Below are 19,411 nucleotides of genomic sequence, written 5' to 3' on the forward strand. Positions count from 1 at the left end.
TAACGATCGAACACGGAACGAACGCGCCGGAGTACTCCCTGTGACAGCTCGGGGTGAAGGTGGCCGGATTCAGCCTCTTCCGAGGTGGCGCAGCACCGCCGCGGGCCGATTGGTGATGATCGCGTCGACACCGAGTTCCACGCAGAGGTCGATGTCCGCGGGCTCGTTCACCGTCCAGACGTGGACCTGGTGACCCGCGCGCGTGAGCTTCTCGATGTACGCGGGGTGGTTGCGCACGATCCGGATGCCGGGGCCCGCGATGTGCACGCCCTTGGGGAGGCGGCCCTCGCGGTGGCGCGGCGAGACGAACTGCATCAGGTAGACGGTCGGCAGCGTCGGCGACGCCTCCTGGACGCGCAGCAGGGAACGGGCCGAAAAGCTCATGACACGCACCTGTGAGGGCTCGTCCGCGGGCGGCGCGTCCAGGCCGAACCGCTTGAGCAGGAGCAGCAGCCGCTCCTCCACCTGCCCCGCCCACCGGGTGGGGTGTTTGGTCTCGATGGCCAGCTCCACGCGGCGGCCCGCGTCGGCGACCAGTTCGAGGAGCCGCTCCAGGGTCAGGACCGAGGTGTCCGCCGAGCCCCCGGTGCGGTCGGGCGCCTCGTCGCGGTCCAGGTCCTTCCAGGAGCCGAAGTCGAGCGCGGCGAGATCCGCGAGTTCCAGGGCCGAGACCGCTCCGCGGCCGTTCGACGTACGGTTGACACGGCGGTCGTGCACACAGACGAGATGGCCGTCGGCCGTGAGCCGCACATCGCATTCAAGGGCGTCGGCACCGTCCTCGATCGCCTTCTTGTATGCGGCCAGCGTGTGCTCGGGGGCGTCCTCCGAGGCACCGCGGTGGGCGACGACCTGGATGCGTTGCTGTCGTGCGTGGGTCACCGCGTCATGGTGCCACCGCGCGGCGGGGCACCGAGAAAAACGGCCTAGCGGATGCGTCCGTTTCGCCGGACATAAAGGATGGCATCGGACGCACAGGAACGTCTTATGGTGCCCTGACGTCCGGTGGGAAAAGCTGACGGCGTACAACTGCACAACCGGACCGTGACAGGACCATGCCGGAACGGCAGGTGGCACCGTCCACCGGACCCGGCCGGCGACGACAGCCGTGGATCGAGGAGAGAAAGCTGTGAGCACCGAGAACGAGGGCACTTCGGTCCCCCCGGCCCCGTCCGCACCTCCCGTGCCGGTGGACGCTCCCGCTGCTCCCGCGCCGGCCCCGGCCGGACCCGCGCCGTCGGCCCCGCAGGGCGCCGGACACGACACGGTGAGCCAGGGAGCGGTACCCGCCGGGCACGAGACGCCCGCAGCGTCCCCCGCCGGGCCCGTCGGCGCGGGCGGCCCCGCCCCCGCCGGCGACTGGCCGCCCCCGCAGCCGCCGGCCGTGCCCGCGTACGCCTCGGGCGGTGGCGGCGGCACCCCGTGGGGGGCTTCCTACCAGCAGCCGCAGCCCAAGCCGGGCGGCCGTCGCGGCGGGCTCCTCGCCGGAGTCATCGCGGCGGCGCTGATCGCGGGCGCGGTCGGCGGCGGCGTGGGCTACTGGGCCGCCGAGCGGGGCGACGACGCGGGCACCGGCTCGACCACCGTCTCCGCCTCCAACCCGGCGGACCTCAAGCGCGACCCGGGCACCGTCGCGGACATCGCCGCCAAGGCGCTGCCCAGCACGGTCACCATCGAGGCCGAGGGCGACAACGGCGAGGGCGGTACCGGCACGGGCTTCGTGTACGACAAGGAAGGCCACATCCTCACCAACAACCACGTGGTGGCGGAGGCCGTCGACGGCGGCAAGCTGTCGGCCACGTTCTCGAACGGCAAGAAGTACGACGCCGAGGTGATCGGTCACGCGCAGGGCTACGACGTCGCGGTCATCAAGCTGAAGAACGCGCCGGACGACCTCAAGCCGCTCACCCTCGGCAACTCGGACCAGGTCGCTGTCGGCGACTCGACCATCGCGATCGGCGCGCCCTTCGGCCTGTCCAACACGGTGACCACGGGCATCATCTCCGCCAAGGACCGCCCGGTGGCCTCCAGCGACGGATCGGGCAGCAGCAAGGCCTCGTACATGAGCGCCCTGCAGACCGACGCGTCGATCAACCCGGGCAACTCCGGCGGCCCGCTGCTCGACGGCAACGGAAGCGTGATCGGCATCAACTCCGCGATCCAGTCCGCCTCCAGCGGCGGTCTGGGCGGCTCGGGCCAGGCCGGTTCGATCGGTCTCGGCTTCGCCATCCCGATCAACCAGGCCAAGATGGTCGCCCAGCAGCTCATCAAGACCGGCGAGCCCGTCTACCCGGTGATCGGTGCCTCGGTCTCCCTGGAGGAGGGCACCGGCGGGGCGAAGATCACCGAGCAGGGCGCGAGCGGCTCCGCGGCGGTCACGCCGAACGGTCCGGCCGCCAAGGCGGGCCTGAAGTCCGGCGACGTGATCACGAAGCTGGACGACCAGGTCATCGACTCGGGCCCGACCCTGATCGGCCAGATCTGGACGCACAAGCCGGGCGACACCGTGAAGCTCACGTACACGCGCGACGGCAAGGAGCACACGGTCGACGTGACCCTCGGCGAGCGCAAGGGCGACAGCTGACCGACCCCGCGACCGGACCCGCTACCCTGGTCCCGCGCTCACGACGGCCGGCACGGCCGCCGCGGGGCGCGGGGTGGGTTGCCCGAGCGGCCTAAGGGAACGGTCTTGAAAACCGTCGTGGCGCGAGTCACCGTGGGTTCAAATCCCACACCCACCGCATGCAGGTCAGCTTAGGTGCTGGTCAGAAGGGGTGTTCCGGTCTCCGGAGCACCCCTTTCGCGTTGAACCTGTCTCACCCTTTCTCGCCCATTTCCCAGCGTTGACCAGTACGTATGGGCCATCTGTGGGCCAGGGTCAGGACTCCTCGCCCTCGTCGAGGGCGCGGGAGATCAGGTCGTTGGAGTGCTCCTGACCGCCCTTCAGGATCTTTGCGTAGAAGCGGTACAGCACGGTGATGCTGTGGCCGGCGCGAGCGGCGACCTCCGCAGGGTCTACCCCCGACTTGATCCAGAGGGAGACGCCCGCGTGCCGCAGTGAGTACGGCACCGCCGCGAGCGCGGATTTGGCCTCGCTGGGCGAGAGCGCAGCGGCTCGTGCTCTGTCCCAGACGGCGCAGTACTCAGTGGAGTTGAGGCGCCCTCCGCGCGACGCTCGGAACAGGCGACCGTCATCGGCTGTGCCGTACCGGGCGATGTGCTCGCGCAGCAGGTGTACGAGAACGGGCGGGATGGGCACGGACCGCGTCGCGCCGCGCTTACGGCGCTTGAGACCGCGCTTCTCGTACGACGTGCCGTCGTCGGTCCAGCCACCCCCGACCTCCGGGCGGCTCTCCCCCAGGAGGAGTTCGCCCCATTCCCTTACGGACTCAGGTGAGTTGGGTGGCAAGGTGCAGTCCGCCGCCGTGAGGGCCGCGATCTCACCGGGGCGCATAGCCGCGTAGTAGAGGCACCCGAAGAACGCGTGCAGATGTTTGCCGCGGGGCCCGGAGTCGCGGACAGCGCCGAGCAGGGCGCGAGCTTGGCTCGGGCCCGGCACATACCGGAAGTCAATCTCGTCGTCGTTCTCAGGAGGCGTCCAGTCCACGCGGCGCAGGGGGTTCGCCGTGAGGAGACCCTTCTCCTCCACGGTGTAGCGGAGCACGTTGCTCAGCACCATGCGCTTCCGGCTGACCGTGTTCTCAGCGGCCTTGCCTCCGTCGAGCCGGATCGACAAGGCCTCAAGGGCGGGACGCAGAAGGGTGGGGTCCTCCAGGTCCTTGACCTTGATGGAGCGGGCAGCGATCCACTCCAGGGCGGCGCGGATATCCGCAGGCGGTTCTTCGACGACGTGACGCGGCACCCAGGACCCTTCCGAGTTGCGAACCGCTCGGAACGCCCACTGGTAAAGGGCCTCACGCAGCACACCAGGGCGGGGTGCTCCCCGCTTGCTCGTGACGAGCGCTGGGGTCACGATAGCGAGCGATTCCGCGATGCTCGCCCGGTGCTTGGCGGCGACTTGAGGCCACTTCATCAGGACGTACCCCGTGACGTGCTCGTACCAGGAAGGGGACGTGCGAGCCATCAACTCGCGCGCGGGGAGCCCCGTTTCCTCGTCGAATTGCTGGTTCTCGCGCAGGGCCGTCATCAGCTCAGACCGCCGGCCTTCCGCTTGCGGCTTGAGCTTGAAGCTCCGGGAATGGGGGCGTTCGCCGACGCGCCAACGCAGTTCCCATGGCTTCGGGCGGCCCGAGCGCTTGCGGATGGACCAGATATCGACGTCGTACGTGAGCATGTCTCTCCTGACATAAGGAGGGGCCCGCGCTCGGCGCGGGCCCCGGTGAAACGGTTTGATCTATGCGGCGTTCTCGGCGCAGCGCTCCCACCACGCGTCCAAGTCGGCTCGGCTGACGCGAACTTGGCCGTTGGGGAGTTTGCGGAGACGGGGGGCTTGGCCACGGGCACGCATGCGGTAGAAGGCGGCGCGGCTCATGTCGATCTCTTGGAGGACTTCGGGGAGCTTGAGCATTTGAGGGCGTGCCACGGTCGACTCCTTCGGGGTCTGGTCACGGCGGGGCTTGCACCTGTCCGAGGTGCGGGTTTCTGCGTCATTGGCGTCATCAGCGTCATTTGGGCTGCTGACCTGCGGGTTTGGGTGACGCGGGTGCCGGAAGCGTGCGTCATCCGCGCGTCATGGGCTGCGTCCCGGGCATGACGCAGGTGACGCAGGATGACGCGGGGCCCTCGTCTGCGTCATGCCTGTTGTTGCAGATCAGGGGCTGCTTTCCGGCGTGCGTGACGCGGATGACGCAGCGTCTTCCCTCTTAGGACAAAAAAAGGGGGTGTCTGTGGGTAGTTGGTGCGCCTTACAGCGCGAAGAAGGGGCCGCTGCGCGGCGCGTCCATGGGTGCGGTGCTGCGCACCGAACAGCAAGAGGAGCACGCCACGCGCCCGGTGCTCCTCTTGCTTGTCCAAGGAAGCGTCCGCCGCGGCGCGGCGGTCAGAACACGCTCTTCTGCTCGTGTGCGGCCGGGGCCGTCCGGCGGGTCATTTCGAGATAGCGGCCCGCAGCGGTGCGCCCCGAGTCGATAAGGACCCCGCGAGCCGCCAGCGTCGGCTGAAGGCGCTTGAGCCGGTCGGAGAGAACCTTGCCCGTGGTCGGCCACCCCTTGGGCAAGGGACGTACCTCATCGCTGCTGTAGAGGGTGCTGAGCAGGTGCAGCCACTCCGTGGACGTCATCCGCTCCGCGCCGCCCGGAGCGATCGTGTCGGCGTGCCGCAGGACGGTCTGCGCGAGCAGGTCACCCTCGATCACGTCGTCGTTCAGATCGTCCAGACTCGCCCGGTACGCCTTGAGCGCGCCCAGTCCGCTCGCGGCGTCGAGCTGCGCGCACAGGTGCGCGAAGTCCGCCATTCGCAGATCGGTCGGGGTCTCGGCTTCCATGGCGCGGATCTTGGCGGTGAGGTCCAGGAGCGAGCCGAGGACGACGGGCAGGACTTCCTCGTACTCCGCCCACAGTTCGGCTTCCGTGCGCCGCACCTTGGGCCGCTCCAGACGCAGCGGCAGGAGCCTCTCGGCGAGGTCGGGCCGGATGACGCCGACGTCGATCCCGGTCAGCAGCAAGGGGCGGCGGTAGCCGACGCGGAAGACGTCCCCGTCGGTGAACAGGGCGCGCTTGACGCTCTCGGCTCCGGTGACGATGCAGCACATGGCATCGGACAGGTCCGGTGTCATGTGGGACAGGTTGTCGAGCGCGGTCACCCACCCTGCGGCGACCGCGGCGATGAGGTTCTCCTCGTCCTTGGGGGCGCGGCGCAGGTCGCCGCTCATGCCCTCCACGATCCGGATCAGCATCCGGCCGCCGGTGGACTTGCCCGCTCCCTGCGGCCCGGTCAGGAACGGTGCGGGCACGGGCACGGACGGGGTCAGGCAGCCGATGAGCCACGCGATGGCCAGGGATTCGGTGTCGGCAGTGGCGAAGTTGCACAGCCGCATAAGCAGGTCAATGCCTTTGCCGTCGGTGTCCTTGACCGGCAGCGGGAGTTCCCCGGTGAGCTGGGTGCGGCGCCAGCACACTTCCCGCGGGTCTGGAACGGTGACCTCCCACCCGGTGGGGTGGATGCGCACCGACTGCCCGTCGTCGCGTCCCAGGTCCAACCAGGTGGCCCCATCGAATCCGGGCGCGACGCGGATGTGCACGGGCTGGACGTCCTCGCTCAGCGCGAGTGCCTCGATGAGGTCCAACGCCTCTTTGAGAGCGGTGCCGTTGAAGACGCCCTTTCCGTCGCGGAACAGGCCGACCATGAGTTCTTGACGGTGGCTGCCCATGGTGCCCTGCGAGCGCATCGGCCGGGCCACGGGGTGGCCCTTGCGCTGGGCGTAGACAGTGCCGTCGGGGGTGCGGAAGTAGCGGAAGTGGGCTTGCGCGTAGTCGGTGATGATCTCGCGGGCGGGGGTCTTGTCGTCGTCAGCCATGCTCACAGTCCCAACGTGGTGCGGGCGTTGGCCCACGCGTCCGTGCAGTGCCGCGTGCTCTCCCCCTTGGCCTGTGCCGCGGCGAACAACCGGGCGACGTGGGCGTCGGTGAGGCAGCCGCACTGGCCGTGCGTGGACAGCACGGCCAGGAACGTGCGGTAGACGGTCGCGTGTACGCCGCTGGACGCGTCGGTGATGCGCTGCTCCGCCATCGCGATGCCGCGGTTCAGGAAGGCGGGCGTGCGGTGCGGGCACTGTCCGCCCCCGATCGGTACGGACACCGTGGCGGCGCCCGGTGCGGGCCGGGCCGCGGTGGGCTTGCCCGCGATCAGCGCGCGTACGACGTTCGGTAGGGCGGTCATGTCGCCGGTGCCAAAGCCGAGCCAGCGGGCGTAGGACATCGTCGACTTGATGTCGATGCCGGGCCGCACGCCGTTGGCCGACGGCATCGTCCCCCGATAGAGCCAGTGTTCGCCGCGGGTGGTCGGCACGGTCTGCGTGGCCGGCAGGTGCTTGCGCGCCCACGCGATGGCGTCGGCGTCGTCGAGGTCGACGACGGTGAGACCGGCGCCGCCCGGGTGGTAGGCGAGCGCCGCCGCGCCGCGCCATGCCGGTGCCCATTCCGTGGAGGTGAGGGTCTCGGGGTCGGTGGTGGCGGCCGCCCATCCGTGGCACGGGTGCGGGCATGTGCACGGGCCCGGGGTCTTCATGTGCGGTCGGCCGCCGCACGAGGTGTAGAGGCACGCGGGACAGTTGGCGAAGGGCACCTTGCCCTTGCGCAGAGGGAGTACGGGCAGGCCCTCGGCCGCGAGGCGCAGAGCGTTGCGCAGGGGCTCGCTCGTGTCATCACCGGGGGCGAGGGCTCGCCGGATGGCGGTGGGTTGGGTCATGCTGGGGGTCTCCAGTTCTCTATCTCAGTGCTGGATCACAAGGGCGGCCCCGCGACTTTGGCGAGACGAGGGGGCCGCCCTTGGCGTAGCTACTGCGGGTCGTTGAAGCCGAGCGGGGCGAGCGCGTTGTGTGCGCGGTCAAGGTGCTCGGTGAGCGTCTGGGCGATGAGCACGGAAGAGGCCAGGCCGGAGAGCACCTCCATGAGGTGCTCCTCCGGGGTGCCGTAGTCCGCCGTGACCGCGTCGGTCTTGTCGAGCCTGCGCAGGAAATCGGCAAGCTGCTCGAAGCTCTGCGGCAGCCGCTGGGTGAGCGTCTTGAGCGAGGCGACGACCTCGTACGCGTCGCCGGGGTAGATCAGGTTCCCCTTGAAGCTCTGCGTGGCGTGGTTCAGGCTGCGTACCGATTCGGCGGCGGTGTCCGCCAAGGCCGCGGGAGACGGGTTGGTCGGCATGGGGGTCCTTTCGGGATGGGTCAGAACGGGGGTTCGTCGGTGGCCCACGGGTCGCGGTCCGGGTCGGTGCGGCGCAGCCAGAGCGGGCGGCGCGGCAGGGGCAGCAGCGGCCAGCGGCGGTTCTCGTTCCAGCAGTCGCAGGGGTCCCAGTCGGTGCCCGCGTATTCGCCGGTCTCGGGGTCGCCGTAGTCGCGGTTGTGGCCGCCGTTGCCGTCGCACTGCGGGCAGTCGGGGCGGGGCGTGTCGGTGAGGATCAGCGCGGGGCGCGGCCGGTGCTCGCGCTGAATGCGCAGTCGGGGCATGGGTGTTGGTCTCCTGTCACCCGTGGAAGTGGTTGCGCTTGATGACGGCCTTGCGGATGTTGACCGTCGTGCCGCCGCGCGAGGAGCCGAGGACCTGCACGGCGATGAAGCCGCCGAAGACGACCGCGGCGAGGATGACGAGTTGCTGGATCAGCGCGGCGAGGGCGGCGATGAACGTGGTGAGCATCAGCAGTCCGCCGCACACGGCGAGGAAGCCGACGCCGCCGAGGGCGACGTTCACCGCGGCCCGCGAGACGACCGGCTTGACCGCGGCCGGTTCGGGCTTGGCGGGGTCGATGGCGTAGCCGGTGACGACGCGTCCGTCGGGCAGCACGATGGACTGCACGGCCGGGATGTGGCCGCTCTGCACGGGCATGAGCGGCGCCGCGGCCGGTATCGGCGTGGGGTAGTGGACGGTGTCCGCCGTCTCCGGCGGGCGGTAGGTGGTGGGCTCGTTCACGGGGCGGTCCTCAGCTTCCGATGTTCGGGATGGCGTTGGTGATCGCGGACACGAGGCCGTTGACGGTGTCGTTGGCGTCGGTGGAGGCGAGGTAGAAGCCGAAGAGCACGGCGACGACCGCGGCGCCGCCGCCGAGCGCACGGAAGCGCAGGAGCAAGAGCAGCGCGGCGGCGAGGAGCAGAACGAGCGGGATCGTGATGACCATCAGCGGACGCCTTTCGTCTCAGTGGGCGGGGCAGGAGGTGAGGAGCAGCCCGAGCGCGATGCCGAGCGCGGCCAGGCGCAGGATCGTGGCCATCAGCGGGTGCCGGCGCGGTAGGCGTGGCGGCCGACGTTGTAGAGGTGGCGGCCGACCCGTATGCGCTTGCCGATGCCGCGGCAGCGGCGGCAGGTCTTGCCGCGCTTGGCCGTGCCCTTGCGGTCGAACTTGATGAGGTGGCCGACGCCGTTGCACTTGCGGCAGTCACCGAACGGGGACAACCAGCACGTCACGCCGTAACCCAGCGTGATGGCGAGCAGGCAGGTGATAGCGAGCAGAGAGAGCGTCATGACAGGGCCTCTCAGGCGGTTTTGAAGGGTTTCCGCAGGTCGGCCGCTAGTCGCTAGCGACCTGATCAGGTGCGGTTTGGGTCGCTAGCAGGGTCGCTAGCGCTAGCGACGTCTGCCGCTAGCGCTAGCGACCCTTGAGGGCTATCCGGCGTCCCGCTTCTCGTTGCGCTGAGTAATCGCGGCGGCGAGGTCCTCGCGCTTGATGCCGCGCTTGTTGACCGTCTTGCCCTCGACGCGGCGGCCGATCTGCTCGGTGGCCACCCCGTACGGCTTGAGGGCTGCGGTGAGTGCTTCGGCCTTCGGCTTGGGCTCCAGGTCGGCCCATGTGCCGTAGACGTCGGGGCGCAGGTCGGCGAGGCGGTCGACGAGGGTCTCCGACCACACCTTGGCCTCGCCCTTGCCCAGCACCGCGGCCACGTCATCCAGCACCGTGGCCGTGTTCTCCGCGGCGGGTGCCTGTCCGGCCGCGTCGCCGGACAGGGTGCCTTCCGCGTCGCGCAGGGTGGCGGCGCGGGTGAGGATGCGTTCCGCGTCGCGTCCGTCGGCGAGGTAGGTGCGCACGATCCCGGCATCGTCCGACATGCCCTTGAGCAGGCCAACTCCCTTGTGGGACTTGAGGAGTTTGGACGCGTCCAGGCCCTCGGAGTACGAGCCCGCGCCAAGGATCGTGTCCGAGACCTGGTAGGCGCCGACCCGCAGCGCGAACCGGGCCTGATGCTGGTCACGCAGCTCGGAGGGGCACGCCTTGTCGTCCGGCTTCTGCGTGGACGTCATCACGGACACGCCGACCGCGGGGGCGACGCGGGCGAGGTAGACGAGCAGCGACAGGATTTCCTTGCCGTGCTCGGGGTGCTGCAAGTACTCCTGCACCTCGTCGACGACGAACAGCGTGAGCGGCATGTTCAGCTTCCTGTCCCGGCTGATCTCCGGGGTGAGCTTGCCCTCCGGGCAGATGTGCAGGGGCAGTTCGGAGAGCCGGTGGTAGCGGTCCTCGACATCCGCCTTCAGCTCGCGCAGCGAGGTCAGCAGGTGCACCACCGGGTCGAACCCGTTCTTCGGCACGATCCCGAACCCGATCCGGTGCGCAACCAGCGCGAACTTGCGCCAGTCCGGCGACGCCTTCCCATCGAACACGTACAACCGGACGTACGGGTCCAGGGCCGCGGCGAGCGCGATGGTGCGCGCCGAGAACGTCTTGCCCTGCCTCGGCACCGCGCCGACCAGCAGCGACAGCCACAGCATGGTGGCCATCACCGGGTTGCCACGCTCGTCGACGCCCCACGGGAACGGCTTCCAGAAATCCACCCGAGTCGCCCCGAGCAGCGGCGACTTGCCCGACGGCACCGCGAGCGGGTCACGGTCGGCGATCCAGTACGAGACGCGCCGGCCACTCGTCTCGTCCTTGTCCAGGAAGAGCTGCGTGGGGGCGATGTCCATGCCGGAGCACAGTCGGGCGTGCGCCTTGACCGCATCCCCGAACGTCTTGCCGTACGGCAGGTCGACGACGACCCGCCACCCGTCACCGTCCCGGCCGATCGGCCGCGGGAACGCAATGCCCTGATCCTTGGCTGTCAGCCCCGCGGCCTCGTGGGCGCGGACCACGATGTCGGAGGACAGACGCCGCTTGCGGAAGGTCACCTTCGCCCGGTCGATCAGCGGGCGGTCCGCCGGGGCCCCGACCACACCGAGCGCCGTGGTCAGCGCGACCATCGACAGCGTCAGCAGCCAGGACGGCGCCATCACATACAAGACCAGCGCGGCGGTCAGACCGATGAACGAACTGAGCGCGGCGACGACGCCGCGCAGCCGCACCCGGGCGTTGCGCTGATGGGACAGGCGCAGGTACTCCGCCGCGTCCTCGTTGACCACGGAGGCGAGCCGCAGCGGCTTGCCCTCGGCGTCGAACACCCACCGGCCGACGGCAGCCGACCAGCGCCAGACGCCGCGCGGCGAGTACATAAGGATCTTCGGGGTGTAGATGCAGGGCAGGCGCACCGCGTGATAGCCGAGCATCGTCGAGTAGTGCCGCACCGCCCACTTACGGACGGCCGTGCGCTGGTCAGGCAGCTTCACCCAGTCCGGCAGCACGGGCAGACGGGCCTTGTCCTTGGCCTCCATCCACTCCGCCACACTCGGCGGGTACACCTGCTTGGGCGGGTCGACGTCGGCGCCCTCGGTGAGGCCCTCGGCCTCCGGGTCGTCGGTGTCGGGGAGTTCGGCCTCCCACTCACCCGGCTTCACCTCCCCCTCGTCGACCGTCGGCGCGGTCGCGGCGGGGGCGGGGTCCTTGCGCAGGAACGGCAGCACCCGCGCCGTAGCCTCGCTGGTCTCCTCTTCCGGCGCCTCAGCGGGCGGACCGGACACGTTGATCTCGGTCATGCTGGGTCTGCTCCTTCACGGGAGTGGAACGACGGGGTTCGGCCGCCGCGGTGAGAGGTGAGCGGCCGAACCCCTGAAAAGGGACTGGTCAAGCGCTGTGCGGCTACAGGTCGAACAAGCCGCCCTGATCGGTAGAGGTGTCGGGCAGGTGCCGCCGGGCCGCGCGGGCGGCGGCGGTGAGGCAGTCGGGACACCAGGCCCGCAACTGCTCGGGCGGGAGCCCGGCGGCGGCGACCGCGGAGGCGAGCGGGTCGGCGGGAGCCGCGATGAGGCGGACCCGGCGGCCGTGCTTGCTGGTGTAGCCGTCGTGCTCGTGCGGGCAGCGTCCGCCGCTCTTGGCGTGCGGGTTGCCGCACTCGCCCTCGCATTGGCAGCGGTGGCCGGCGGCCTCCATGACCGGGTTGAACACGGCGGTGCCGACGATGGGCTGTGACTTCATGCCGCCACCCCCGCCCAGGTCCCGGGTTCGGCCCGGTTGAGCAGGATGTGCAGGGCGGCCACGGCCTGCGGCGGGACGACGCCGTTGCCGAGCGCCTTGAGCTGTGCGGTGCGCGACAGGCCCGGCACACCCGTGACATGGCCCTCGCTGAGGGCCATGAGCCACTCGACGAAGACCGGGTTCAGTCGTCCCAGATCGTCAGTTGGCCGGGGGGCGGGGCGGCCGATGACCTGCGCCCACCTTTCGACCGCTTCGGCGTACGGTCCCCAGTTGGTTCCGCCTTGCTGGGCTGCGCGAGTTCGCCCATCTCGGCCGCCAGGCACTTGCCGTGCGTCCCGGCTTCCTGTGAGGGTGAGCGCTTGGTCTGCCGGTTCTCGTTCGCCGATGCCCGCGGGGTGGGCAACAGGCTGACGACCCCCGGCAGAAGCAGTTCGCCGCGGTTGTTGCGCTGGTTGCCGCTGGCGTTCTGCACCGTCGGCGTAGGCAGCAGTGAGACCACGTGGCGCAGGTTCATCCCGCCCTGTGCTGCGTGCCCGGCCCCCGTGGACTCCGAGGTCGATGGCGTCGGCAGCAGGGAGACGGCGGTGGGAAGCTGCCCGCTCTGCCCACCGCCGCGCCAGTCCCGGGCCGCCGGAGTCGGCAGGCCAGGCGCAGAAGATGAGCCGCTTGCGCTGGTGGGCGGCCTTGATGTCGCTCGCGCGTACACAGCACCAGTCCGCATCGAACCCGATGGCGGCAAGGTCGGCGAGGACGGTGTCGAAGCCGAGAGAAAGGTGGCCTGCGACGTTTTCAAAGACCGCGAGGCGGGGTCGTAGAACGCCAAGGGCGCGGGCGATGTACGGCCAGAGGTGCCGGTCATCCTTGGTTCCCTTCCGCTTGCCCGCCGTGCTGAACGGCTGGCACGGATAGCCGCCGATGTAGACGTCGACGGGTTCGACGTCGTGCCAGTCGACGGCGGTGAGGTCCCCGAGGTTGGGCACCTCGGGGTAGTGGTGGGCGAGGATCCGGGCGGCGCCGGGATCGTTGTCCGCCACCCACGCCAGCTCCCCGCCGAACACGGCCCGCACGGCATCGTCCAGACCGCCGTATCCGGTACACACCGACCCGATCCGCAGCCCGGTCACGCTGCTGCTCCCCGCTCGGCACGCAGGGTGTCGCGCAGGGCGCGGGCGTTGGCGGGGGAGGTGTGCAGGGCGCGGCGGATGCCCTCGCCGGTCAGCTTGGCGTCCGGCCAGTCGGCCGTGACGGTCCGCGCTTCGACGAGCAGTTCGTCAGCCGTGCGCTTGGGGCGGGTCGACTTCGCGACGTCCGGCACACGGCCGGTCGCCCGTCGGGGTCGACTCGATTCAGCGGCCACGCTGCGAGCCGCGATCGGGTCGACCGGCGGCGCCTCGATCGCCTTGACGGGCTTGGTCGCCACGGTCGACTTCAGGAAGCCGACGGCGACCGGTCGGGGCAGCACGGTCACGTTCGGAATGATCGGCGCGGGAGTCGATTCGGGCAGGTCAGCCGTAGACCGATTCCTGATGGTCTCGGTAGATTCCTCCGCATTTACGATCGGGGGTGCGATCGGGGCGGGACGGTGGTGCAGCACCTTCGCGACGAGGTCGGAGCCGAAGTAGATCGAGCCGACCGGCAGCGACGTGGCGAGCAGTACGAGCGCCCAGTTCGCCGGGTCCCAGTCCGCGAGTCGACCCCAGTCGACGGTGCGGCCGTGCAGCTCGGGGACAAGACCGTGGACGTAGTTGAGGATGAGCGAGGCGAGTGTGTAGGTGCCCAGCACCCGCAGTGCGAACGTCCGGTCCCGCCCGGCGAGGACGAGGGTGGCGATCAGGGCGAGCGCCATCAGGCCATCGACCACGAACGGGTACAGGGTTGCGGCCGTGGCGTCGGCACCGACCGCGCCGGCGATGTCCCGCAGTGCGTTCCAGGAGACGCGGAACGCCATTGCGACCACGATGACCAGGGCCGCGACGAGGGCGCGGCGCCCGTTGCGGTGAAGGTTCATCGCTCCCCCTCCCGCCCGTCGTGAAGGTCGCCGTACTCCCACGCGAACGACTCGAACTCCTCGTCGTCGTCCGGGGCGTCGTCGTCCAGCGGCGGCTCCTCGAAGGACTGACTGAGCAGGATCGCGGGGACCTGGAGCAGGCCACTGATGAGCAGCGCCAGCCACCAGCGCGAGTCGTTCAGGGTGACCAGGGCTGCGGCCGCGGCCATCGCGAGCCAGCTGGAGACAACCAGCGCGGTTGCGATCCGGGTCTTCACGGTGTCGGTGGTGCTCATGCGGCACCGCCCGTCTGCCCCTGCTTGGCGGCCTTGTTGACCAGGTCGCAGCGCGCGGCGAGGGCCCGTCGGCGGGCCCGGCGGATGCGCCGCTCGTCCAGCTCGGTCGGCGTGCGGTCCAGGGTGGCGATGGTCGCGTCGAGCAGGTCGACGTCGGCGAGGATGACGGGCATTTCCGCGTCGATGGCGTCCAGTTCCGCATCCGTGGGTTCCAGATACGGAGCGAACGCGGTAACAGCGTCCTGAACAGTGACGATGTAGTCCATGGGTCGTGATCTCCCTAGCAGTAGGTGCGGCCCGAACAGAGCCCCCGGTGTTCGAGCACCGGGGGCTCACGCCGTTGAAGGTGATTGAGCGATCGGCGGCGCGCTCAGCGCCGGTTGAAGCCAGGGCAGCCGTTGACCATGTGGTCCACGCACTGCGGGCAGTCCCCCCGCAGGCCCCGGTGCACCTTGGGGTCGTGAGCGTGCTGCCAACACTGCGGGCACTCACGCTTCGGCACGGACATGGCCTTGGCGGACGTTCCAAACAGCCCCATGACGGGCTCCTTCCTGTGACTCGGCTCCCCTCGCCGCTGCTCGTACGAGACGAACAGCGGAGGCAACCGACCGCCGCGACGAGCGCGGCGGAGAGTCGACGTACAGCGCGGCATGTTCCGCGCGGACCGCCTTTTCGACTCGGGGAGGCGGGGCCCACCTATTCAGTTCTCAAAGAACGAGCGCTCCCGGCAGAGCGCGGTAACCCCCTGTGACAGGGGCTCCCGCTCCTCACGGAGCGGGACCCGGCCGGTGCATTCATCAGGTCAAATGACCCTTAGCGAAGCGACCTAGGTCGCTTGCCGTTGATGTGAAAGCTACCTAGGTCGCTTTGGTGCGTCAAGTGCTTCTGCACCACTGATGGCGAGCGACCTAGGTCAAGTACGCTTTCGAGGTGGACTCACAGCCGAAGAGGAAGCCCAACGCACGCGAGATCGCCGCACGGCTCAGAGACGAGATCGCCGCAGAGACGTTCGGTCCTGGGGATCGCCTCCCGGGCGCTCGGGCGTACGCCAAGAAACTCGGTGTGGCCCTGATGACCGTGCAGGCCGCCTACGCGCAACTCCAGGAAGAGGGGTTGGTCGAGGGCCGTACGGGGAGCGGCACCTACGTCCGCGACCCTGCCCCCGGCGAGCAGGCGCCCCGCGAAGCTGCCCAGCGCCTTACCGAGCTGCAAGCCGAGGTGGCGCGCGTCTCGACCGAACTCGCCGGCCTCGTCGAGCGCGTGAAGCAGCTTGAAGCGGTCGTGGGCCCCGCCGAGCGGGAGCCCGACGCTTAGCGTCTCTCGCGGTGCGTTCGTCATCATGCTCTTAGCGTGTCCCGGCGAGCGCTCCGTGAGTACGTACTCCCGCCGCCCCTGCACCGAACTAAACCGAACTTTGGCTGACGGAACGGGTGTTGGCGGTACGTCAGGGACTGCCAGACTGGCCGCATGGCTGAACTGAACGGAAAACCCGTCACCCTCGACGAACTCCAGAGCCTCGCCCTCACGAACTACGGGCACTTCACGTCAATGCGCATGGAGGACGGCACGGTCCGGGGCCTGTCGCTCCATCTGGACCGGCTCGTACGTGACTGCCGACTCGTCTTCGGTGTCGAGTTGGACCGCGACCAGACGCAGAGCTACATCCGCAAGGCAGCCGAGGGCATCACGGGTGTCGCTGGCCTGCGCGTCACCATCTTTGACCCCGCGATCGATATGGGCCGTCCCAGCGGCGCCAAGGACCCCCACGTTCTCGTGAACCTGCGGCCGGCGGGCGCCCTGACTCCGCCCCCGCTCACCGCCAAGACCTTCGCCTTCACCCGTGACAGCGCGGCGGTCAAGCACATCGGGCTTCACTCGCAGCTCCGGGTACGGCGGGACGCTCAACTCGCCGGGTTCGACGATGCCGTGTTCGTCGAACCGGACGGTTGCGTCTCCGAGGGCGGCACGTGGAACCTCGGGTTTGTTGACCAGGAGGGCACGGTCATTTGGCCGGAGGCCCCGGTCCTCCCCGGTACAACGATGCTCCTTCTCCAGGGCCTTGATGCCCCCAAGCAGGTCACTGCTCCTGTGCGGCTTGCCGACGTGCCGAACATGGATGCCGCATTCGCTACGAACACGACGATCGGCGTGCGTTCAGTGAGCGCGCTCGACGACGTGCAGTTCCCGCAGGACCACCCCGTGCTCGATGCACTGCGCGAGGGCTACGCCGCGATCCCCGGCGACAGCCTGTAGACGCGTGCCGCCGCCCCTGCCCGGGGCGGCGATTCACGACAGAGGTAGCCCATGCCACTCGTTACGAAATGGACCGGACGTGAAGTTAAGGCACTGCGTGAAGCCGTACGCATGAGTCTCATGGAGTTCTCCGAGAAGCTCGGAGTCTCCGACCGCATCGTCTCCCGATGGGAGGCAGACGGGGAGCAAGCCACCCTGCGCATGGTGAACCAAGCGGCCTTGGACACGGTGCTCGCCAAGGCTGACCAGGACGCTCAGGGCCGCTTCGTCGGCATCCTCGCCGCGGACGACATCCCCACCCAAGCGGTCATCGAGCCGGACGAAGACCAGACGAGCAGCGGCGAGTATGTGAAGCACCCCGGTGACGGGAAGCTCATGGCTCACGTCCCGGAGGGGATCTTCCTGGCAGGGGAAGACGACGAACCGGTGTGGGTGGATGAGTTCCACATCGACACCTTCCCGACGACCAACGCCGACTACGCGCGGTTCTGCGCGGCGACACGGCACCCGGTGCCTGAGCACTGGCAGAACGGCCGGTGCCCGCGGGAGCTGTACGACCACCCTGTTGTGCACGTGACGTGGCGGGACGCGAACGCGTACGCGATGTGGGCGGGGAAGTCGCTGCCAACAGCGGAGCAGTGGGAGAAGGCGGCGCGGGGTACCTCCGGCCGTACATTCCCGTGGGGCGACCAGAAGACCGCCGCGAAGTGCAACGTCCGAGAGACCGGTGTGGAGGTCACGACGTCCGTCTCCCGGTACCACAGCGGCGTGTCTCCCTACGGGGTCTACGACATGGTGGGGAACGTCTGGGAGTGGCTCTCAACGCCGACCACTCCAGGGCGGTACGAACTCCGCGGCAGTGCCTTCACGAGTCCTCTGTTCCGGGGTGTACCCGCCGCTTCCAACGACGCCAACGACACGATGCACGACGACGACACAGGGTTCCGCTGCACGGCGACACCAGAGCAGATGGCACCCAGGAAGAAGTGACGCCGAGGGGCCCTTTCGGGACCTCATGGGCCATGTGTGGGCCAGGAAGCCTCACACGGGAGCCGAAACAGCGTCTGACCAGGGCGTTCCTACCGCAAGCTTGTCGGTCTTGAAAACCGTCGTGGCGCGAGTCACCGTGGGTTCAAATCCCACACCCACCGCAGTGGTTGAGAGCCCCTGACCTGTACGAAGGTCGGGGGCTCTCGGCATGTGACGGGGGCTAGCCTCCGCATGTCATGCGCGCCGCCGACGCGATCGTCGCGCGGGCCTCGCGTGCCGTCAGGCCCGTGCGGGTCGCCGCGTCGGTCAGGGCGTCCACGAGGGTGTCGCCGAGGCCGCTCTCGTAGGCGCGGCACGCTGCCCAGAAGAGGCGGGTGTTGCGCTGGCCCTCGTGGGCGCTCAGGACGAACTGGACGAGACCCAGGCCGTGGTGACCGGGCGGGCCCGGCGTGGGGTGGTGCGTGCGCGGAGGGGGCGTGAGCAGGCGCAGCAGCGCGGGAGGGCACGCGGCGGGCGGGAGGTGGGCGGTGCCGAGGACCGTGCTGTAGACGCCGTGTTCGGTGCGGGAGCCGGGGCCGACCAGGTAGCCGCCGGCGCCGCGGATGTCGATGCCGGGGGCGAGGCGGCCCGCCGAGTTGGGCACCACCACGTCGGGCGGCCCGGAGAGCCACAGGTGGCGGCCGCCGCTGGGGGTGGCCACGACCACGGTCTCCGGGATCGTGAAGAGGTGCCGTAAAGCCAGCTCACGCAGGGAAGCGGAGGAATCCGTACCGGACTTGGTGTCGAGGTCGACGCCGATGAGGTGGTGCGGGGGCAGGCCGCACGCGATGCCGTAGCCGGTCGCCCGGGGCGCGGCGGCGAACAGGGCGCGGATGCGGCGCGGATCGGTCGTCGCGTCGTACACACCGTGGCCGGGAAGGCCGCACTCGCCGTGGCAGCGCGGCTTCCAGGGAGGGTCGTCGCGGTGCGGGGACGGCAGCGCGGGGAGCTTCGTGCGCGACAGCGGGATGACGGCGAGCCCGCGCTCCGCCGCGGACAGCGCGTGCGCGAGAGCCAGGGTCGCCGCGGGGACGGAGGAGGTCAGGTGCCGGTCGGTGGTGGCCATGGCCCTATGTTCGTACGAATGTTCGAAACGGGAAAGGGGTGTGGGCCGGGCGGGGTGGCTATTTACCAAAAATGTGCTGAAACGCTTCGTCCCATGGGAGGGCTGGTCGGTGATCGGCGGAGGTGACGGACTCGGGGCTGAACTGGGACTTTGTGGGCGTGAAGCAGGTTTATCGACATGTCCTCACGCTTGCGAGGGAATGAGGGCTTCCGGGCTGGTTCGCCGGGGATTCGGTGGGCAACTCTGGTCTCGCGACGTCGTGAACATCACCGAGGCGGTCGGCCAACTGCCTTGGGACAACCCGTAATTCCCCGGGATGCCGGACCCCCGTCCGAGCAGCCGGTGCGTACTTCCTTTCTGGAGGAATTGACATGGCTTCCATCCGTACCGCCCGCGTCATCGCCGCTGTCGCCGCGCTGCCCCTCGCCGCCGCCCTCTTCTCCGGGGTGGCGATGGCCGACAACGGCTCGTTCGCGGACAACGGATCGAACGCGGGCGTGGCGACCGTCAGCGGCAGTGGCGTCGGACACGACAACAACGGCAACTCGTCCACCACGCAGCAGCAGGCCGTCGGCAACGGCGCCTCGAACCAGAGCAACACGGCCCAGGTGAACGGTTCGGCGTTCACGGCCATCGAGCAGGGGAACTCGAACGTCCAGGTGAACTTCACCGAGCTCTGGTAGCCCTCGCGTCCCCGTTCGGCGGGGGACTTCCGTGGGGTGTGTGACAGTCCGCGCGGCGGCGCTCCGGCGCCGCCGCGCAGGCGTGTTCGCGGCCCCCTTCTTCGCTCACGCGCGCGTGTTTGCCCGCTCTTGCGCGCGTGTGGTCGATCTCTTG

General features: G+C 69.5%; 23 protein-coding genes and 1 tRNA gene. 6 read left to right on the forward strand and 18 right to left on the reverse strand.

The window, feature by feature from the left end; all coding sequences use genetic code 11:
• Positions 1-69 precede the first annotated feature (69 nt).
• Positions 70-879 carry a glycerophosphodiester phosphodiesterase gene (locus AB0L37_RS02320; protein ID WP_365498762.1) on the reverse strand — a complete coding sequence of 270 codons (810 nt, stop codon included), beginning with the start codon at positions 877-879 and terminating at the stop codon, positions 70-72.
• 247 nt (positions 880-1,126) lie between these two features.
• Between AB0L37_RS02320 and AB0L37_RS02325 the strand changes: the two genes are divergently transcribed.
• Positions 1,127-2,581: a trypsin-like peptidase domain-containing protein gene (locus tag AB0L37_RS02325; RefSeq protein WP_365498765.1), complete on the forward strand. Its 1,455-nt coding sequence runs from the start codon at positions 1,127-1,129 to the stop codon at positions 2,579-2,581.
• A gap of 72 nt (positions 2,582-2,653) precedes the next feature.
• Positions 2,654-2,738 (forward strand) — tRNA-Ser (locus tag AB0L37_RS02330).
• Positions 2,739-2,875: 137 nt separating this feature from the next.
• On the opposite strand, the gene AB0L37_RS02335 is transcribed toward AB0L37_RS02330, so the two are convergent.
• From AB0L37_RS02335 to AB0L37_RS02410, 16 genes are all read right to left on the reverse strand, one after another.
• Positions 2,876-4,291: a tyrosine-type recombinase/integrase gene (locus AB0L37_RS02335; RefSeq protein ID WP_365498768.1), complete on the reverse strand. Its 1,416-nt coding sequence runs from the start codon at positions 4,289-4,291 to the stop codon at positions 2,876-2,878.
• Positions 4,292-4,351: 60 nt separating this feature from the next.
• Entirely contained in the window at positions 4,352-4,540 is a 189-nt protein-coding gene (locus AB0L37_RS02340) for a helix-turn-helix domain-containing protein (RefSeq protein ID WP_365498770.1), read from the reverse strand.
• Between the two features lie 456 nt (positions 4,541-4,996).
• Entirely contained in the window at positions 4,997-6,472 is a 1,476-nt protein-coding gene (locus tag AB0L37_RS02345) for an ATP-binding protein (RefSeq protein WP_365498773.1), read from the reverse strand.
• A 2-nt stretch (positions 6,473-6,474) separates the two neighbouring features.
• Positions 6,475-7,362: a bifunctional DNA primase/polymerase gene (locus tag AB0L37_RS02350; RefSeq protein ID WP_365498775.1), complete on the reverse strand. Its 888-nt coding sequence runs from the start codon at positions 7,360-7,362 to the stop codon at positions 6,475-6,477.
• Between the two features lie 89 nt (positions 7,363-7,451).
• Positions 7,452-7,814: a hypothetical protein gene (locus AB0L37_RS02355; protein ID WP_365498778.1), complete on the reverse strand. Its 363-nt coding sequence runs from the start codon at positions 7,812-7,814 to the stop codon at positions 7,452-7,454.
• Positions 7,815-7,834: 20 nt separating this feature from the next.
• Positions 7,835-8,116: a hypothetical protein gene (locus AB0L37_RS02360; protein WP_365498781.1), complete on the reverse strand. Its 282-nt coding sequence runs from the start codon at positions 8,114-8,116 to the stop codon at positions 7,835-7,837.
• Positions 8,117-8,132: 16 nt separating this feature from the next.
• On the reverse strand, positions 8,133-8,576 hold the full coding sequence (locus AB0L37_RS02365; protein ID WP_365498784.1) for a hypothetical protein: 444 nt from the start codon (positions 8,574-8,576) through the stop codon (positions 8,133-8,135).
• 10 nt (positions 8,577-8,586) lie between these two features.
• Positions 8,587-8,781 (reverse strand): hypothetical protein, encoded by a 195-nt coding sequence (locus AB0L37_RS02370; RefSeq protein ID WP_365498787.1) that lies wholly within the window; start codon positions 8,779-8,781, stop codon positions 8,587-8,589.
• 92 nt (positions 8,782-8,873) lie between these two features.
• Positions 8,874-9,125: a hypothetical protein gene (locus AB0L37_RS02375; protein WP_365498790.1), complete on the reverse strand. Its 252-nt coding sequence runs from the start codon at positions 9,123-9,125 to the stop codon at positions 8,874-8,876.
• Positions 9,126-9,266: 141 nt separating this feature from the next.
• The gene (locus AB0L37_RS02380) at positions 9,267-11,504 is read right to left on the reverse strand and encodes a cell division protein FtsK (RefSeq protein WP_365498793.1); all 2,238 of its coding nucleotides are present in this window, start codon (positions 11,502-11,504) and stop codon (positions 9,267-9,269) included.
• Between the two features lie 103 nt (positions 11,505-11,607).
• Positions 11,608-11,943: a hypothetical protein gene (locus AB0L37_RS02385; protein WP_365498796.1), complete on the reverse strand. Its 336-nt coding sequence runs from the start codon at positions 11,941-11,943 to the stop codon at positions 11,608-11,610.
• Complete coding sequence (locus tag AB0L37_RS02390; RefSeq protein ID WP_365498799.1) at positions 11,940-13,067, reverse strand: DNA cytosine methyltransferase; 1,128 nt, start codon at positions 13,065-13,067, stop codon at positions 11,940-11,942. Before AB0L37_RS02390 ends, AB0L37_RS02385 begins: the two co-directional genes overlap by 4 nt.
• Positions 13,064-13,951, reverse strand: coding sequence for a DUF2637 domain-containing protein (locus AB0L37_RS02395; protein WP_365498802.1), 888 nt, complete (start codon positions 13,949-13,951; stop codon positions 13,064-13,066). The genes AB0L37_RS02390 and AB0L37_RS02395 overlap by 4 nt, the downstream gene beginning before the upstream one ends.
• Complete coding sequence (locus tag AB0L37_RS02400; protein WP_365498805.1) at positions 13,948-14,226, reverse strand: hypothetical protein; 279 nt, start codon at positions 14,224-14,226, stop codon at positions 13,948-13,950. Before AB0L37_RS02400 ends, AB0L37_RS02395 begins: the two co-directional genes overlap by 4 nt.
• Positions 14,223-14,492, reverse strand: coding sequence for a DUF6284 family protein (locus tag AB0L37_RS02405; RefSeq protein ID WP_365498808.1), 270 nt, complete (start codon positions 14,490-14,492; stop codon positions 14,223-14,225). Before AB0L37_RS02405 ends, AB0L37_RS02400 begins: the two co-directional genes overlap by 4 nt.
• A gap of 104 nt (positions 14,493-14,596) precedes the next feature.
• Entirely contained in the window at positions 14,597-14,734 is a 138-nt protein-coding gene (locus AB0L37_RS02410) for a pRL2-8 (protein ID WP_365499183.1), read from the reverse strand.
• A gap of 422 nt (positions 14,735-15,156) precedes the next feature.
• Between AB0L37_RS02410 and AB0L37_RS02415 the strand changes: the two genes are divergently transcribed.
• The 3 genes from AB0L37_RS02415 (at position 15,157) to AB0L37_RS02425 (ending at position 17,469) form a co-directional block, all read left to right on the forward strand.
• Complete coding sequence (locus AB0L37_RS02415) at positions 15,157-15,540, forward strand: GntR family transcriptional regulator (protein ID WP_365498811.1); 384 nt, start codon at positions 15,157-15,159, stop codon at positions 15,538-15,540.
• A 153-nt stretch (positions 15,541-15,693) separates the two neighbouring features.
• Positions 15,694-16,479 (forward strand): aminotransferase class IV family protein, encoded by a 786-nt coding sequence (locus tag AB0L37_RS02420; RefSeq protein ID WP_365498814.1) that lies wholly within the window; start codon positions 15,694-15,696, stop codon positions 16,477-16,479.
• Between the two features lie 111 nt (positions 16,480-16,590).
• Positions 16,591-17,469: an SUMF1/EgtB/PvdO family nonheme iron enzyme gene (locus AB0L37_RS02425; protein ID WP_365498817.1), complete on the forward strand. Its 879-nt coding sequence runs from the start codon at positions 16,591-16,593 to the stop codon at positions 17,467-17,469.
• A 220-nt stretch (positions 17,470-17,689) separates the two neighbouring features.
• Here the strand turns inward: AB0L37_RS02425 and AB0L37_RS02430 are convergent, their stop codons facing one another.
• Entirely contained in the window at positions 17,690-18,574 is an 885-nt protein-coding gene (locus tag AB0L37_RS02430) for a bifunctional DNA primase/polymerase (RefSeq protein ID WP_365498820.1), read from the reverse strand.
• A gap of 371 nt (positions 18,575-18,945) precedes the next feature.
• Between AB0L37_RS02430 and AB0L37_RS02435 the strand changes: the two genes are divergently transcribed.
• Positions 18,946-19,257: a hypothetical protein gene (locus tag AB0L37_RS02435; protein ID WP_365498824.1), complete on the forward strand. Its 312-nt coding sequence runs from the start codon at positions 18,946-18,948 to the stop codon at positions 19,255-19,257.
• Positions 19,258-19,411: the final 154 nt, after the last annotated feature.

Origin of the sequence: Streptomyces sp. NPDC052225 (assembly GCF_040679615.1) — a bacterium.
In the GTDB taxonomy this organism is placed as follows: Bacteria; Actinomycetota; Actinomycetes; order Streptomycetales; family Streptomycetaceae; genus Streptomyces.

Coding starts and splice junctions, on each gene's coding strand:
- AB0L37_RS02335 (WP_365498768.1), bottom strand. CDS start 4,291: ATGCTCACGTACGACGTCGATATCTGGTCCATCCGCAAGCGCTCGGGC.
- AB0L37_RS02345 (WP_365498773.1), bottom strand. CDS start 6,472: ATGGCTGACGACGACAAGACCCCCGCCCGCGAGATCATCACCGACTAC.
- AB0L37_RS02350 (WP_365498775.1), bottom strand. CDS start 7,362: ATGACCCAACCCACCGCCATCCGGCGAGCCCTCGCCCCCGGTGATGAC.
- AB0L37_RS02355 (WP_365498778.1), bottom strand. CDS start 7,814: ATGCCGACCAACCCGTCTCCCGCGGCCTTGGCGGACACCGCCGCCGAA.
- AB0L37_RS02360 (WP_365498781.1), bottom strand. CDS start 8,116: ATGCCCCGACTGCGCATTCAGCGCGAGCACCGGCCGCGCCCCGCGCTG.
- AB0L37_RS02370 (WP_365498787.1), bottom strand. CDS start 8,781: ATGGTCATCACGATCCCGCTCGTTCTGCTCCTCGCCGCCGCGCTGCTC.
- AB0L37_RS02375 (WP_365498790.1), bottom strand. CDS start 9,125: ATGACGCTCTCTCTGCTCGCTATCACCTGCCTGCTCGCCATCACGCTG.
- AB0L37_RS02380 (WP_365498793.1), bottom strand. CDS start 11,504: ATGACCGAGATCAACGTGTCCGGTCCGCCCGCTGAGGCGCCGGAAGAG.
- AB0L37_RS02385 (WP_365498796.1), bottom strand. CDS start 11,943: ATGAAGTCACAGCCCATCGTCGGCACCGCCGTGTTCAACCCGGTCATG.
- AB0L37_RS02395 (WP_365498802.1), bottom strand. CDS start 13,951: ATGAACCTTCACCGCAACGGGCGCCGCGCCCTCGTCGCGGCCCTGGTC.
- AB0L37_RS02400 (WP_365498805.1), bottom strand. CDS start 14,226: ATGAGCACCACCGACACCGTGAAGACCCGGATCGCAACCGCGCTGGTT.
- AB0L37_RS02405 (WP_365498808.1), bottom strand. CDS start 14,492: ATGGACTACATCGTCACTGTTCAGGACGCTGTTACCGCGTTCGCTCCG.
- AB0L37_RS02410 (WP_365499183.1), bottom strand. CDS start 14,734: ATGTCCGTGCCGAAGCGTGAGTGCCCGCAGTGTTGGCAGCACGCTCAC.
- AB0L37_RS02420 (WP_365498814.1), top strand. CDS start 15,694: ATGGCTGAACTGAACGGAAAACCCGTCACCCTCGACGAACTCCAGAGC.
- AB0L37_RS02425 (WP_365498817.1), top strand. CDS start 16,591: ATGAGTCTCATGGAGTTCTCCGAGAAGCTCGGAGTCTCCGACCGCATC.
- AB0L37_RS02430 (WP_365498820.1), bottom strand. CDS start 18,574: ATGGCCACCACCGACCGGCACCTGACCTCCTCCGTCCCCGCGGCGACC.
- AB0L37_RS02435 (WP_365498824.1), top strand. CDS start 18,946: ATGGCTTCCATCCGTACCGCCCGCGTCATCGCCGCTGTCGCCGCGCTG.